Origin of the sequence: Elizabethkingia bruuniana, assembly GCF_002024805.1 — a bacterium.
GTDB lineage: Bacteria > Bacteroidota > Bacteroidia > Flavobacteriales > Weeksellaceae > Elizabethkingia > Elizabethkingia bruuniana.
In genome coordinates this window covers 4,104,100-4,119,799 of record NZ_CP014337.1, presented here as the reverse complement: position 1 = coordinate 4,119,799, position 15,700 = coordinate 4,104,100, and the positions used below count along the sequence as shown (strand labels likewise).

The 15,700-nt window shown below is 36.5% G+C and carries 12 protein-coding genes and 2 tRNA genes; 13 read left to right on the top strand and 1 reads right to left on the bottom strand.

Going from position 1 to position 15,700, the window contains the following annotated elements; genetic code table 11:
* The first annotated feature begins 19 nt into the window (after positions 1 to 19).
* The 13 genes from AYC65_RS19205 (at position 20) to AYC65_RS19145 (ending at position 13,524) form a co-directional block, all read left to right on the top strand.
* Positions 20 to 1,318 carry an N-acetylmuramoyl-L-alanine amidase family protein gene (locus AYC65_RS19205; protein WP_034871631.1) on the top strand — a complete coding sequence of 433 codons (1,299 nt, stop codon included), beginning with the start codon at positions 20 to 22 and terminating at the stop codon, positions 1,316 to 1,318.
* A 61-nt stretch (positions 1,319 to 1,379) separates the two neighbouring features.
* Positions 1,380 to 1,451, top strand: a tRNA-Glu gene (locus AYC65_RS19200).
* A gap of 70 nt (positions 1,452 to 1,521) precedes the next feature.
* Positions 1,522 to 1,776: a 30S ribosomal protein S20 gene (rpsT, locus tag AYC65_RS19195; RefSeq protein ID WP_021348600.1), complete on the top strand. Its 255-nt coding sequence runs from the start codon at positions 1,522 to 1,524 to the stop codon at positions 1,774 to 1,776.
* 12 nt (positions 1,777 to 1,788) lie between these two features.
* Positions 1,789 to 1,863 (top strand) — tRNA-Glu (locus AYC65_RS19190).
* Positions 1,864 to 2,052: 189 nt separating this feature from the next.
* On the top strand, positions 2,053 to 3,408 hold the full coding sequence (locus AYC65_RS19185; protein ID WP_034871632.1) for a hypothetical protein: 1,356 nt from the start codon (positions 2,053 to 2,055) through the stop codon (positions 3,406 to 3,408).
* A complete protein-coding gene (locus AYC65_RS19180) occupies positions 3,405 to 4,178 on the top strand; it encodes a hypothetical protein (protein ID WP_034871633.1) in 774 nt (257 codons plus the stop codon). Before AYC65_RS19185 ends, AYC65_RS19180 begins: the two co-directional genes overlap by 4 nt.
* Positions 4,179 to 4,321: 143 nt before the next feature.
* Positions 4,322 to 4,543: a hypothetical protein gene (locus tag AYC65_RS19175; protein ID WP_034871634.1), complete on the top strand. Its 222-nt coding sequence runs from the start codon at positions 4,322 to 4,324 to the stop codon at positions 4,541 to 4,543.
* Positions 4,544 to 4,676: 133 nt separating this feature from the next.
* Complete coding sequence (locus tag AYC65_RS19170) at positions 4,677 to 5,438, top strand: GntR family transcriptional regulator (protein WP_034871635.1); 762 nt, start codon at positions 4,677 to 4,679, stop codon at positions 5,436 to 5,438.
* 103 nt (positions 5,439 to 5,541) lie between these two features.
* Positions 5,542 to 8,832: a glycoside hydrolase family 38 C-terminal domain-containing protein gene (locus AYC65_RS19165; RefSeq protein WP_034871636.1), complete on the top strand. Its 3,291-nt coding sequence runs from the start codon at positions 5,542 to 5,544 to the stop codon at positions 8,830 to 8,832.
* Between the two features lie 360 nt (positions 8,833 to 9,192).
* The gene (locus AYC65_RS19160) at positions 9,193 to 9,447 is read left to right on the top strand and encodes a hypothetical protein (RefSeq protein WP_034871637.1); all 255 of its coding nucleotides are present in this window, start codon (positions 9,193 to 9,195) and stop codon (positions 9,445 to 9,447) included.
* A gap of 5 nt (positions 9,448 to 9,452) precedes the next feature.
* Positions 9,453 to 10,394, top strand: coding sequence for an ROK family protein (locus AYC65_RS19155; RefSeq protein WP_034871638.1), 942 nt, complete (start codon positions 9,453 to 9,455; stop codon positions 10,392 to 10,394).
* 14 nt (positions 10,395 to 10,408) lie between these two features.
* On the top strand, positions 10,409 to 12,163 hold the full coding sequence (locus AYC65_RS19150) for a class I mannose-6-phosphate isomerase (protein WP_078674613.1): 1,755 nt from the start codon (positions 10,409 to 10,411) through the stop codon (positions 12,161 to 12,163).
* 5 nt (positions 12,164 to 12,168) lie between these two features.
* Positions 12,169 to 13,524, top strand: coding sequence for a sugar porter family MFS transporter (locus AYC65_RS19145; RefSeq protein WP_034871640.1), 1,356 nt, complete (start codon positions 12,169 to 12,171; stop codon positions 13,522 to 13,524).
* A 62-nt stretch (positions 13,525 to 13,586) separates the two neighbouring features.
* On the opposite strand, the gene AYC65_RS19140 is transcribed toward AYC65_RS19145, so the two are convergent.
* A complete protein-coding gene (locus tag AYC65_RS19140) occupies positions 13,587 to 15,476 on the bottom strand; it encodes an endonuclease MutS2 (protein WP_034871641.1) in 1,890 nt (629 codons plus the stop codon).
* Positions 15,477 to 15,700: the final 224 nt, after the last annotated feature.

The following is a 15,700-nucleotide window of genomic DNA, read 5'->3' as shown; positions in this document are numbered from 1 at the left end:
AATTAGCAAAATTTAAAAAATGAAGATGAATAACCCCTTATTTAATCTTAAAAAATATTTATTCCTGCTTGCAGGCGTCCTTTTTATCAGCCTTTCGGCTCAAAAAAAATTTACACTTGTTATAGATCCCGGACACGGAAGTAAGAATGGCTCGGCCAGAACTTATTCTGATCTGGGTGAAGTAAGAGAGGATCATGTCGTTTTAGCCGTTGGGCTAAAATTAGGTAAGCTTCTCGAGAAGAATAAAGACATAAAGGTTATTTTTACCAGGACGTCGGATGTACTTCCTTCACTAACAGAAAGAACGAATCTAGCCAACAGGAGCAAAGCCGATTTATTTGTTTCCATCCACTGTAATGCAACGGGAACTAACAATGGTTCCGCATATGGCACTGAGACTTATATACAAGGACCCAACCAGAATAGCACAAATCTGGAGGTTGCCAAGCGAGAAAACTCGGTAATTTATCTGGACAAAGAAGACCGACAGAACTTCGCCTCATATGATCCAAACTCTCCGGAATCACTTATTGCCCTGAAACTTCAGCAAAGCAAGTATTTGGAAAGCAGTTTGCTTATCGGTAGTATGGTGGAAGAAAATTTTGAGAAAAAAGATAAAAGACTTTCCCGTGGAGTAAAACAAGCCAACCTACACGTTTTACGACTTAATGCCATGCCTTCCATTCTTGTAGAAACAGGCTTTGTGAACAATTACGAGGAAGCACAATACCTGATTTCTGAAAAAGGACAGCAGGAAATAGCAGAATCTATTTATGAAGCAATCATCAATTACAAGAAAGCCGTTGAACGAAACAGAGGCTCTGTAAGCGTAGAAGAAGCTAAACCTGTAAAAGTAGAGACTCCTCTGAAAAATGACTTCAGAATACTCTTAATGACAACCCAGAACAGGTACAACGAAAATGACCCTGCCCTGAGAGGACTCAACTATATACTTCCGGTAAAAGAAGGGGTATTTTATAAATATTATTATGCCACTACGAATCTGGCATCTGTAAAAGACGGAAATATAAAAACAGCTAAAGACGCTGGCTTTATGAACGCCGTTGCCATTGGTTTTGTTCCCAATGCTGTTATCGCAAAAGGCTATTACACTATAGAAGTTACAGTTTCTAAGGAGAAACTCAATAGTTCTTCCTATATACTTCAGACTCTTAAAGACATTAAGCGTGACAAAAGAGATGGTACATTCTACTATACTTTTGGCAAGGTAAACACCCTGGAAGCGGCTATTAAGCTCCAAAAAACACTAGAAGAGAAAGGCATTAAGAACACAATTATTGAAAAAGTTACAGAATAATTGAAAAATTATTTTGCAGTATCAAAAAAACGTTCTATATTTGCACTCACAAAAATCAAATGGCCTATTCGTCTAGTGGTTAGGACTCAAGATTTTCATTCTTGCAACAGGGGTTCGATTCCCCTATAGGCTACAAGTTTTTTGTAAAAATTATTTTGGTAATTAAAAAGATTTTTATATCTTTGCAAAAGTTTTAAAAAGTTATGGCAAATCATAAATCAGCTCTTAAAAGAATTAGACAAAACAACGTTAGGAGATTAAGAAACAGATATTATCACAAGACAGCTAGAACTGCGGTTAAAGTGTTAAGAAGTGAGACTGAAAAGGCTTCTGCTACTGAGCAATTGCCAAAAGTAATCTCTTTACTAGATAAGTTAGTAAAAAAGAACATTATTCACAAGAATAAGGCAGCTAACTTGAAAAGTAAACTAACTAAGCACGTTAATAAGTTAGCTTAATATAAAATTTAAGGCCCGTTCGTCTATCGGTTAGGACCTCAGATTTTCATTCTGGTAAGAGGGGTTCGATTCCCCTACGGGCTACCAAAGCTCTCAACAAATGTTGAGAGCTTTTTTTATTCTCATATTTTCCATTATCTATTCTATTCATGGCTAAAGATATTTTCTTATTTTTATAATGAAAAACTAAAAACCATGAATCACACCACATCACTTTTAAATAAAAAAGTATTTGCCTTAGCTTATAATGTAGTATCATATTTCTAATCTAGCCTGATGATTTATATTTCTGCACAGCCCGATCAGATTTATTTTCTCTGGCAATTGGAAATACAATTAAGAAACTTTCAGTCTCTGGGAATAAAAAAAGACGATATTCATGTTATCATTGGCTATAACCCTCTGACCGAATTAAAAGAAAATTCTAAGATCTTTATAAAAGAAAATAAAGATTTCGCTCATTTCTTTGTATATCCGGACACCCGAAATAACCCAAAATACGAATCTTCTATACGCCCCCACTTACTTGAAAAGCATTGGATAGAAAATCCTGATATCCGAAATGAAACGATATTTTATCATGACTCTGATATCCTCTTCAGCAGGATACCATCTATTAATCAGGAATTAAACGACCATATTAATTATGTTTCAGACACTCGTTCATATCTTGACAGTGTTTATATTCTATCCCATACAGACGAAAAGGTATTTAAGAAAATTACTTCAACTGTAGGAATCAGTGTGCAAGACGTAACAAATATTGATGAGAATGCTGGTGGAGCACAGTACATACTAAAGAATGTAGATTCCCATTTCTGGAGAAAAGTTTATTCAGATTCTGAAACTATATATACAATACTATCCGACTACAATACAGAAGAACTTCAGAAATCAATTATTAATCCGGATTACCAGCAAAAAAAAATTCAAGCCTGGTGCTCGGATATGTGGTCACTTCTCTGGAATCTTATATATTTAGACAGAGAAATTAAAATTCTTCAGGAATTAAATTTTTCATGGCCAACAGATGACATCAAAGAATGGAGCAATAAAGCAATTCTTCACTATGCAGGTTTACATACGGACAAAGAAAATTATTTTTATAAAAGAGATTACGTTCACCATACTCCTTGGTATGATGATAATATAGATTCAATCCCTCCATCAAATTGTAGCTATCCTATTGTTGAGTTAATAAAAAGAAGAAAAGAAGAACTGGACACAAAAAGAATAATTTTAGAAAATATAGTTCTTTCACCTGATGAACAAACAGAAATTCAGAAAAAATATGTTGAAAAGTATTTTTTTTCAGCTGACATAGCAACATTTTGTAAGCCTGTACTAACGATACCTCAAAACTTGATTATCCCTCCGGAATTATTACAAAAAATTGACAAACTCATTGGAGAAAATCAGTTCACAGAAATACAGCTTCATCATATATACCACGTAGATTTATTAATAAGTGAAGTTTTTAATAAAGTTCAAGATGCAGAAATATTAAGTCAGAACAAAGGAAAATTTCAAATTTTAGACCTTCCAGTTACTATAAATATAAAATATCCTAACTGTGATTCAACAGATAAAAAAGTTTTGGAAATAACAAACACCGTATTTGAATTATCATGAAAACAGGATTAATTAATGGTTTATCCGGAGATGCACTTATTTTGTTTCTATCACCGGAAAAGAAAAACAGAGATGAAGGACTAAAACTCCTAAATATAGTTTCAGAGGAGATTACGACATCAACAGACTATAGCTTCGATACTGGTATTACAGGTTTCGGATGGCTCGTAGCATTTCTTCATCAGGAAAGATTAATCGATATTGACTCTGATGATATTCTGGAAGACTTTGACGATCAGATTTACAAATTGACACTACAGGAATTATCAGAACAAAATACGGATGTAAATACTTTATTGGGCTTTATTGATTATCATATTATAAGACACCGTAATAAAAATTTCAATGAACAACAGTTCAGAAAATTCCTTCATCAAGAATGTATTAATCTGATGGTAGAAAAGCTTAATACACTTATTGGCTATTATATTTCTCAAAAAGAACTTACCCAAAAACAGATAGAAAATAGTTGTAAGATATTGCTGAAATTTAGTTATCTATCCAATTATATAAATAATAAGATCATTAGTGATCAGCTACCAGATCAATTATACCATTTTATAAAATATACGCAAAACAATCTTCAGCCTGATAGTAACCTAAAAAAACAATCCCAAAAAAGGTTATGGCAAGCTGTTAAAAATAAGAACTACAAAGTTTTTATTACACAATTAGAAATTGATCTGCCCAAAGTCAATTACAGTGATTTAAAAGAGACATTAGACATCAATAATATCATATATAATCTAACAAATACAAACAATCAATAGGTATAGCATCATTTTATTCAGAATAAATTATAAAAATCGCTCACTTTGTAGTGATTTAAAAAATAATACATAAATTGTAGTCGAATTACAAAATAACCCAAGATGGCCCCTACAAAAACTGCCATCTTTTAAATCTTTATATCATGAAAAAAATCAAATTAAATCAGGTAAATTTAACTCCTGAAAAGCAATTAAACAGAGAACAATTAAAAAATGTATTTGGAGGAGAGGTCATTTTTTCTACTTGGAATGAAGTTATATGTTTCGTAGAATATCGTTGTGACAACAATCCCGATCTTATCGTAAAGGGATCTGCCGCTAATTGTGTATTAGCTGAGCAAAATGCCAGAAAACAGTGTCGTTAATCATAAATAACCTCAAAAATACTGAAAGGGTGCTTTGCACCCTTTTTTATTTTATTTAATAAACTATCAATTATTCTCAGTATATGAAGTATTAATATAAAAATATTTTCTATCTTCGTACTTTCTCATATGTATGAACATACTAGCTAAAAACTTTACAATTGATCACAACAGCAAACTGCCTCTACATGTACAGGTAGAAGAACTTTTTCGCAAACTAATCAAAATGGAAGTTTATAAAAAGGGGGCTTTGTTACCAAAAGAAGTAGATCTAGCTAACCTTTGGGGGGTATCTCGTAATACCATCCGCCAGGCAACAAACAAACTGGAGCACGAAGGCCTCATTATACGTAAAAAAGGAGTAGGTACACGTGTTGCGGAAAAGAAAAGCCTTGTAACCGGACTAGACCATTGGTATAGTTTTACCAGAGAAATGCAGGAGAAGGGAATCAATGTTATCAATCAGTTATTAAAGACCGAAGAAATACAGCCAAATGAAGAAATCTGCAATTTCTTCAGCATTACGCCAGATAAAAAAATATTCAAGCTCTCCAAACTAAAAGGAGAAAACTCGGGAGACCCTATTGTTTACTTCGAAAGTTATTTTCATCCAAGAATCGGAGTCAATAAAAATGATGATTTTGATATGCCATTATACAGCATGCTTCAAGATCATTTCGGAGTTATAGTAGACCGCTCACGCGAAAACATAAGTGCCTGCCATGCTGGTGCTGTAATAGGGAAAAAGCTAAAAGTGCCTGCTACTTTTCCTTTATTAAAAAGAGAACGTTTTGTTTATGATATAAACGGAAAGCCTGTAGAATATAATGTAGGCTATTACCGTTCTGACAAATTCACCTATACCATAGATATAAATAAGTCTGTGGAAAGTTGATTTTATTTTTTTAGCTTTTAATATGTTCAAACATTCTAACATATAACCATAAAAAATGAAGCTCATGTATTACAGGTATTTTCTTTTGCTAATGTCCTTCTGTATGGCAGGCAATTTTATTTATGCCCAAAAAAAGGTTCCGTATTTTGGCAATATAAATGCTATAAACGGATATGAAAATGAAATAAGCGGTGAGAATATTGATTATTTTTCTGCATTTCCGGATCACGCAACCCGTGCATTGCTCACCAGAACAACGGACGGAGCCAAAACAATAGAATGGGAGACCGCCAAAGTCCCTCAAAAAAATTCAGGCCCGTATATATATTTCAACTGGCTGGTATCACATTCTTCAGGCAGCAGTGGTGGTGTCCGTAATTTTGATTTGTATATAAACGATCAAAAAGCACTAACTCTTAGCACCTACCCTGCCAACCAGCATCCGACATGGATTTCCAAAGCTGCAGACAGTACTGCTTTTGTTTTTAACCAGACAAAAATGGACGGACTGAAAGACTCATACGGCATTGCCTATCTAAGAGTTCCTATAAATAAAGTAACCCCCGGAAAGCCCCTTCGATTAAAACTGGTAGGACAGGCACAAAACAGCAGGGATTGGTTCATGACTTATAAATTTACGTTCCAGGAAAAAATGGATGCCAGCGCAACTCCTTTCATCCTGAAAGACGGTAAACGGCTAATTAATCTCACTACACTGCATTTCGGTCCGGAAGAGAAAATCACTGCAAAAATCGACAACAAGGAGAGTTTTTCTTTTACAATGCCAGATGGTATTAAAACATTTGACATTCCGGTAACGCTTTCACAAACCGGAGGCAATGTACAACTAACCGTAACCTCAGGAAAAAAAGAACTTCTGCGCAAAACTATACAGGCAGGTACTATTGTTCCACGTACTTTATATTTCATTCATCATTCTCATACTGATGTAGGATACTCTCATTTACAGGCAGAAGTGGAAAAGATTCATACCAAAAATATTTACGATGCTCTGAGGATGATTGATGAAACCCGAAATCTTCCTGAAGAGGCTCGTTTTAAATGGAATGTAGAAGCGCTATGGGATGTAGAGAATTTTATGCAAAAGGCTACACCCGAAGATAAAAAGGCTTTTGTAAAAGCTGTAAAAGATGGAGGAATCGGACTTTCTGTTATGTATGGTAATATACTGACAGGACTTAGCCAGCCGGAAGAGCTATTTCACTATACCGAATACGCACAGAAGCTGGAGAAGGAGTATGGCCTTAAGATCAACAGTGCAATGATGTCTGACGTTCCGGGGTTTGCATGGTCTCTAGTTCCTGCGTTAACCACTTCAGGTGTAAAATATTTCTCCAGTGGTCCCAATTATTTAGGGAAAACTAATCCTTACCTGGGTGACCGTGTTGGAAATTTTGTAAAAAACTGGGGAGATAAACCCGTATGGTGGCTATCTCCTTCCGGAAAAGAAAAAATATTATTCTGGACTGCAGGAAGAGGTTACTCATCATGGCATGGCATTCATCCCGGAGCGGTATTCGAAACTGGCCAGAAAAAAATTGCAGAATACCTTGATGATCTTACCCGAACCAATTACCCATATGATATCGTACAATGGCGCTACAATATTGTATCAGACAACGGACCTATTGATCCATCAATATCAAAGTTTGTAGATGAATGGAATAAAAAATATACTTCACCAAAAATTGTACTGAGCACTAATGAGAAAATGTTTGAAGTATTTGAAAAAAAATATGGTGACCAGCTTCCGGTTGTAAAAGGCGATATCAGTCCACATTGGGAAGATGGTGCAATGTCCACAGCTAAAGAAGAAGGAATAAACAGAAACAGCGGACTGAAACTACAGCAGCTAACCACTCTTTATTCTATGCTAAATCCCCGCCTGTACAACAGTCAGCATTTTTATGATGCGTGGAGGAATGTAATTCTTTTTCATGAACACACATGGGGAGCTTTCAATAGCATTACAGCTCCTGACCTACCATTTGTTACCGATCAATGGAAGGTAAAAAGACAATTTTCACTTGACGGAAACTCTCTTGCCAATCAATTGGAAAAAGATTTATTACAACCTCTGACTAATCCGGGATCTAAAAAGATTGAGGTTTTCAATACTTCGTCCTGGACACGTAACGGAGTTGCAACTATTCCTGCGACAGCAGAAGGCAATAGTGTCCAAGATGCAGCAGGCAACAAAATACCACTACAAAAACTGGAAAATGGTACAATGGTATTTATGGCTAAGAATATTCCGGCATTAGGTTCCGCAGTTTATACTATTATTAAAAATAAAACATTAGCAACCACACCGTTTGTAGTTACCAACAATAGTGTATCAAACGGAAAAATAACACTGACCTGGGATAATAAAACCGGAAGCATTACCCATTTTACAGATAATGGTACCACTAATTATGCAGGAAGTTTTAAAAATCAGGGACTGAACAGTTACTGGTATGTACCGGGATCCGATCCCAATGAAGCCAAATCAAACACTGAAGTACAGACAAAAATATTGGAAAACGGGCCTGTAATGGTAAAGGTTTTATTAACCGCAGATGCTCCCGGAGCTAACAAACTGGAAAGAATTATCACTCTATATAAAGATAGTGATGAAGCATTATTAGAGAATATTATAGACAAAAAACCTGTCCGAACTAAAGAGTCTGTTCATTTCGGTTTTCCGTTCAATTCTGGTTTCAAAAATATTACAGCCGATGCCGGTTATGGCATTATGAAATACCTTACCGATCAACTACCAGGATCTAATATGGATTATTGGTATAGCCGCCGTTGGGTAGATGCTTCTTCCGGGCAGAAAGGAATCCAGTGGATGATGATAGAAACACCGCTAACGGAAGCTGCAGAAATGATAGATGAAAGAATGCTTATCGATAATAGTCATAAGAAATGGAAAGATAAAGGCACTCTCGGAACTACTAACTGGTTTAGCTATGCGATGAACAATTACTGGCATACCAACTACAAAGCAGATCAGGAAGGCCCCGTACATTACCGCTACGCACTCCGTCCTCACGATACTTTTAATTCCGTGGAGAATGAAAAGTATGCAGCCGCGTTTACTCAACCTCTTATTGCCATTCCTGTAATCGAAAAAGCAGATATCAAAGGAAGTCTTTTCCACATGAAGAATGATAAAATTGTGGTGACTAGTATAACTCCTCAGAACGATCAAAGCTTTATTATAAGACTTTATAATCCGGATGAAAAAGAGCAGACAACCACATTTACATGGGAAAGGTTAAAACCTTCTAAGCTGATTTATAATAAAACAGGAAAAGAAATATTTATAAACGATTCAGTTAGTCTAAATAGCATGGATGTGATTGAAATAAAGGTAATTCCATAAATAAAATATTCCAGACAGCATTATATACAATCAGAAATAATATCAAAACTTATTAAAGCTATCAATGTGTGAATAAAAGAGATCGAAATTGTACAGGTATATAGTAGCATAAGACTAATTTACTTATCCGATACCTTATAATTTTATATATGATCATACCATACAAAGCAAATTGTGGATAAACTGTTAAGAAATATAAAAACCTCCATAACAAAGGGATAATTCAAGAATATTTATTAACCAAATGCTGTGGATAAGCATGTAAAAAGAACTCTTTTTGTGGATAAAAATATAAAGTTCCGCTGTATAAATAAGAGCTATGGCTTATATCAAAATTAGCAACTTTCAGAGGTAAAGAAAATGGCAAAAACCAAAAAGAGAATTTCAGACAAAAATATAGTCCCAGTTTCTTATCTGAACATGATATCCGGTAGAAAATATCCAGTTTGGAATTCTCATACAGTAGAAATTGTGGATAAACTGAGCCAGCATCAGAAAATCCTCGGTATAAGTAGATCGGAGCTTATTTTTTATTCACCAAATATTGTGGATAAGCATGTGGAAACAGCCCCTTTTGTGGATAAAAAACAGCATTATTCCGTAAATAAAAACTAAAAAAAATGTCAAAACCAGTTATTGCCATAGACATGGGTGGCACCAAAATAAAAATTGGAATTGTTCATCAAGATACTATTCTGGCATCAGCTTCTATAGATTCTTATTCAGGAGAAGGTCTGAGACCAAGACTGCCCCTTATAAAAGAAATTGTGGATAAGCTATTGGAAAGAACAGAAACTCCCATTACAAGAGTATCTGGGCTTGGTATTTCTTCACCAGGAATTGTTGATAACCATAGAAAAAGGATACTATCTGTGGATAAAAAATTCAGTGATGCACCGGGTATAAATTTGGAAGAATGGTGCTTACTAACATTCGGAATTCCTTTTTTTATAGAAAACGATGCCCGCTCCGCTCTTCTCGGAGAATGGAAATATGGAAACGCAAAAGATGCTGACAATGTAATACTGATGACACTAGGTACAGGAATAGGAAGTGCAGCGGTCACAGAAGGTCGATTACTAAGAGGCAAACACTTCACCGCAGGTATAATGGGCGGACATTTTGTTATCAATTATAAAGGCAGGATGTGTAACTGCGGAAATAAGGGATGTGTAGAAACAGAAGCTTCTACCTGGAATATTACCAACATTGCAAAATCAGAAAAGGGTTTCACAAAAAGCAGGCTGGCAGATTTTCCGGTAATTGATTACGAGCTCATCTTCAGATTGGCCGGAGAAGGAGATGCAACTGCTATACATCTGCGAGACCAGAGCCTACAGGCATGGTCAGCTTCTGCCATCAATCTCATCCATGCTTACGATCCGGAAATACTGGTGCTTACTGGCGGGATTATGGCAAGCAGCAATTACATCATTCCCTATATCAGAAAACAGGTTGAAACTCATGCGTGGACTCCTTGGGGAAAAGTTGACATCAGGGAAGGGAAATTCCCGGCAACTGCAGCGTTACTAGGCATCGCCCATGTGGTAAATAATGGATAAATAAAAGAATACAAATGAAATCAAATTTTAATAAATTCCCTGTCATCGAAATACAAAATCACAACTGTATAAGCGGATGGGAAAACATTGCAGAGGAAATTGAGACACGCGCACCTAAGGTAATAGCTATTGAATGTTATTCCGGTGTATATACCGAGGAGATTAACGTTTCATTACAAGAATTACTAAAGCCGGAATTAATCATAAATACCATAGAGGCAATGAAACCGGAAAGCGAAATTTCTGCACTGGTACAAGCCTTTGTAACAGACGACCCTGTATTTGGTAATTTAACATCACTGGAGCTGGAAAATTATTTTGATATTTCTAAAGTAAACAGCCTTCGTAATCGTATAGCCGCTACCAATAATCTTATAATCGTTACCGGCCCCGGAGCTACGTTAATAGCACGACAGGCAGATCTTTGCATTTATGCAGACATGCCACGATGGGAAATACAATTACGCTACCGTAAAGATACTGTCTGTAACCTGGGCAAAACTAATTATACCGACTCTTTCGCCTATAAATATAAGCATGCATATTTTGTAGACTGGCGCGTATGCGACCGTTATAAAAAACGAATATTAAGCAACTGCCAACTCTTTCTGGACACAACCAAACCTCATCAGCCAAAAATGATAAGTACCAATGCTTTATACGATGCTATGCAGGAAACCATAAAACGTCCATTCAGAGTCGTTCCGTTTTTTGACCCCGGTCCATGGGGAGGACAATGGCTGAAAGAAGTTTGTGATCTGGACAGAAGTCTGCCTAACTATGCATGGGGATTCGATTGTGTTCCGGAAGAAAATAGTCTCTTGTTAGGGTTCGGTGATCAGATAGTGGAAATACCATCTGTAAATCTGGTATTTTTCCAATCGGAAGCTTTATTAGGAAAACAAGTATACAAAGGATTTGGTGATGAATTCCCTATCCGTTTCGACTTTCTGGACACTATGGAAGGAGGTAACCTCAGCCTACAGGTACACCCCCTAAAAGAGTATATCAAAGAAAAATTTGGCATGTCTTATACACAAGATGAAAGCTATTATATACTAGATGCCGGAGAAGATTCTTTTGTGTACCTTGGATTAAAAGAAAATATTAATCCCGATGAGATGATGAAAGATCTGGAAGCTGCACAAAACGACAATATAATTTTTGATGCAGAAAAATATGTACAGAAATGGGATGTTCATAAACACGATCATGTATCCATACCTGCAGGGACAGTACATTGTTCGGGAGCAAACACCGTTGTTTTAGAAATTAGTGCCACCCCCTACATTTTCACATTCAAGCTATGGGATTGGGGCCGCATGGGACTTGATGGCAAACCGCGTCCAATATCTTTGGAACATGGTAAAAACGTAATACAATGGGATCGTACAACATCGTGGACAAAAGAGAATATACTAAACCTTACAGAATCTGTTTCTGACGGTGACGGATGGCGGGAAGAACGTACAGGATTGGATGCTCTATCTTTCATCGAAACCAGGAGGCATTGGTTTACTAAAAAGGTAGTTCACCATACCAGAGGCGTAGTTAACGTCATTAATCTTATAGAAGGCAGAGAAGTTATTGTAGAAAGCCCTGACAACAGCTTTGAACCTTATATTATCCATTATGCAGAAACATTCATAGTACCGGCGAATATTGATACTTACACGATAACACCGCATGGAGAAAGTACCGGTCAGGAATGCGCAACAATAAAAGCAAGCATACGTACAAATATGATTGCTGAAAAAGTTTTAAAATAGACGGTATGCAATCAGCAATTAATTCAGGCATTATTTACAAAGCCACTCTTGTGGCTTCTGTTGGCGGATTATTATTTGGCTATGATACCGCTGTAATATCGGGCGCTATAGGTTTTATGCGCAGCTTTTATAATCTTTCAGATATTATGACAGGGTGGGTCGCCTCCTGCGCATTATTAGGATGCATTGCAGGCGCTATGTATTCTGGTAAGCTCAGTGATTGTGCAGGGCGAAAAAAGATACTAATGCTGTCAGCTGTACTCTTTACTATTTCTTCTATTGGTACAGCAATAGCTCCTAACCTATGGGTTTTTGTTCTGTTCCGTATTATAGGAGGAATGGGAATAGGCATTGCGTCAATGCTTTCCCCTATGTATATTTCCGAAATGGCTCCGGCTTCAGTAAGAGGTCGATTAATTTCTGTTTTTCAGCTTGGGATTGTTACCGGAATTCTTGTTATTTATTTTGTAAACGCATACATTGCAGGCATACACAATGAAGCTTGGAATATTTCTACAGGATGGCGGTGGATGTTTGGTTCCGGCGTTATTCCTTCCATAATTTTTATACTGTTATTGCTAACTGTACCTGAAAGTCCGCGTTGGCTTGCCAGTCAAAAGAAACAATCTGAAGCTTTGGCTATTCTAAGCCAGATCAACGGTAATACAGCTGCACAAAAGGAACTCAACTCTATTAATGAATCCCTGAAGGATGAAGCTCCTTTTTCTTTAGCCACACTAAAAGGCCCCAAATTAAAAAAAGCTCTGATTACCGGTATATTTCTAGCTGTATTTTCACAATTTACTGGGATCAATGCGATAATGTATTATGCACCGGAGATTTTTAAATCAACAGGCACAGGTACGGATTCCGCATTTATACAAACCATACTCGTAGGTGTTATTAATGTTGCTTTCACTCTTGTCGCCATAAAATATGTAGACTCTTGGGGACGAAAAAAGCTATTACTCTCAGGTATTTCTGGCATGACCATATGTCTTTTTATTGTAGGTCTTGCATTTTATACACAACAGCAGGGTTATCTGGTTCTTATTGCAATACTGGGTTATATCGCCTTTTTTGCCATGTCGCTTGGCCCGCTTACATTCGTGGTTATTGCTGAAATTTTCCCCACAAGATCTCGGGCAACGGCAATGTCTATTGCTACTTTTTTTCTGTGGCTGGCTGTATTTCTTGTATCCCAGACCTTTCCTATCCTAATAGGATCTATAGGCAGCGCTTATACTTTCTGGTTATACACTCTGATCTCTGTACTCACCTTTCTATTCATTCGGAAAAGCATTCCTGAGACTAAAGGCAAAACACTGGAAGAAATAGAAGCAAGCTGGACAAAGGAATAAGATTATAAAATAAAAACCAGAGAACATTAGTCCTCTGGTTTTTTCTAATACCGGATATCTGGTTATTCAAAGCGGATCAGACGTTCATACTTGACTATACTTTTTATAACCCCAAATACAACTGTAGCTTGTTTGCCTTTTATATCCAAAACAGTTCCTATAGCTGTCTGACCTTCCAACTTTACTTTATCTCCAATTCCAACAACTAAAATTTCTGCAGTAGTTTCACTCTCTCTATTTTCATTTAAAGTTTTTCGTACACAATTACCATACAATCGCTCTTCTGACTCATCTGTTTCATTTCTTTTTTTCTCCCAATAAAGTCTGTCCCTTACTATTGACTGCAGGAGATTATCCATATTAACAAACTCAGTTCCTATTCTTTCTGCCGAATCTATAATAATATCTTCGGGAAGTCCTGTTTTTCGCGCTACTTCAATCGCAAAAGAGCTCCCCGGACTCCCTATAGCCAATTTGTATAAAGGCTTCATTTCTTCAACATCATACAACATTGCTCCATTAACAATACCTTTAGTTTCATAGGCAAATTGTTTTAGATTCTGAAAGTGTGTTGTAATAAGTCCAAAGCTGCGCTTACGGTTAAATCTTTCCAACAATGTTTCTGCAATAGCCCCTCCTATTTGCGGCTCTGTTCCACTTCCAAACTCATCTATCAACAAAAGTGTTTTATCATCATTATGCTCCACGAAGAATTTCATATTCTTCAGATGCGAAGTATAAGTACTAAGGCTGTTTTCTATACTTTGTCCATCTCCTATATCCATAAAAATATGGCCGAAAATTCCTGCATGCGAGTCAGATCTAACCGGAATTAGTAATCCACACTGAAGCATATACTGAAGCAATGCTGCTGTTTTTAGACACAAAGACTTCCCTCCCGCATTAACACCGGACACTACAAGTATTCTGTTTTCCTGGTTCAGGATAATATCTAACGGAGCAGCTTTTTTATTCTGCTGCCTCAGAGTGATATTGAGTAATGGGTGCACAGCCTGGATCCAATTCACCTGCTGTTTATTTTCAAAAACAGGTTTTACAGCATTTATACGTGCAGAAAATAAGGCCTTTGCTCTGATAAAATCAATAGTCCCCAGAAAATCATATGATATCAACAGGTCCGCAACTTCTGGTCTTAACATATTGGTAAACTCTGTTAATATCCTTATGACTTCCCAACGTTCATCGGCTTCCAGCTCCTTAAGTCTGTTTGTTGCCTCCACTACTGCTTCCGGTTCTATATACACAGTTCTACCACTTCCGGAATCTCCCCGTACCTCACCTTTTATTCTTCTTTTATAGGAAGCATTTACAGGAATCACCAAATAGCCATTGCGCATATCTGAGAATACTTCTTTTGAAACAATACCTTGCGACTGTGCACTGCGAATAGCTGCCTGCATCTTTCTCGTAATCTCTTTAGCAGCTTCTGTTTTATTTTTACGGATGTCCGCCAACAGATGTGAAGCATTATCTTTTATACGTCCGGATTTGTCCAATATAGAATATGCTTTTTGTACAAATTGTGAAAATGTTTTTATTTCTCCACTCATAGCATGAAGCATCGGATATTTCAGACTACCATCTGCCGTTCTGGTATTGTTTAAAAAATCTACAATACGATCAATAGTCATAAGGGAATTTCCAAGTCCGGAAACATCATCCTCCGACAACCATACTGTCGGGTCTTTGTCTATATTAATCAGAGTTTGCCGAAGATCCAGATAGTTATCTGCCGGAAAATCTTCTTTGCTCTGCACAATCTGTAAAAATTCATGTGTTTGTTCCAGCCATGCTGAAACTGTTGTATAATCGGATGAAAATGCCATTGATGTCACTTTTTCTGCTCCAAGTACACTATGGCATTTTTCTATAATAAATTCTCGGATTGTATTAATTCCTATTTTTTCTTCAAAATTATCCGGGTAAATCATAATCTCATAAAGTTTAATAATACCGGTTTTCTCATCAGAACCTGATAAGCCGATATATGATTAATAAAAAAATATGTGTTAAATAAAACTGAGATTTCCCATATTACGACAGGGTACAATAATATTACAGACATTATTGTCTGCAAACATCCCTTAGTAACTTCAGATACTAATTCGTAATATGGTATTTACGCGGAAAGAAAATACATGATACAGTATATTTC

Coding starts and splice junctions, on each gene's coding strand:
- AYC65_RS19205 (WP_034871631.1), top strand. CDS start 20: ATGAAGATGAATAACCCCTTATTTAATCTTAAAAAATATTTATTCCTG.
- AYC65_RS19140 (WP_034871641.1), bottom strand. CDS start 15,476: ATGATTTACCCGGATAATTTTGAAGAAAAAATAGGAATTAATACAATC.
- AYC65_RS19160 (WP_034871637.1), top strand. CDS start 9,193: ATGGCAAAAACCAAAAAGAGAATTTCAGACAAAAATATAGTCCCAGTT.
- AYC65_RS19155 (WP_034871638.1), top strand. CDS start 9,453: ATGTCAAAACCAGTTATTGCCATAGACATGGGTGGCACCAAAATAAAA.
- AYC65_RS19145 (WP_034871640.1), top strand. CDS start 12,169: ATGCAATCAGCAATTAATTCAGGCATTATTTACAAAGCCACTCTTGTG.
- AYC65_RS19175 (WP_034871634.1), top strand. CDS start 4,322: ATGAAAAAAATCAAATTAAATCAGGTAAATTTAACTCCTGAAAAGCAA.
- AYC65_RS19185 (WP_034871632.1), top strand. CDS start 2,053: ATGATTTATATTTCTGCACAGCCCGATCAGATTTATTTTCTCTGGCAA.
- AYC65_RS19170 (WP_034871635.1), top strand. CDS start 4,677: ATGAACATACTAGCTAAAAACTTTACAATTGATCACAACAGCAAACTG.
- AYC65_RS19165 (WP_034871636.1), top strand. CDS start 5,542: ATGGCAGGCAATTTTATTTATGCCCAAAAAAAGGTTCCGTATTTTGGC.
- AYC65_RS19150 (WP_078674613.1), top strand. CDS start 10,409: ATGAAATCAAATTTTAATAAATTCCCTGTCATCGAAATACAAAATCAC.
- AYC65_RS19180 (WP_034871633.1), top strand. CDS start 3,405: ATGAAAACAGGATTAATTAATGGTTTATCCGGAGATGCACTTATTTTG.
- rpsT (WP_021348600.1), top strand. CDS start 1,522: ATGGCAAATCATAAATCAGCTCTTAAAAGAATTAGACAAAACAACGTT.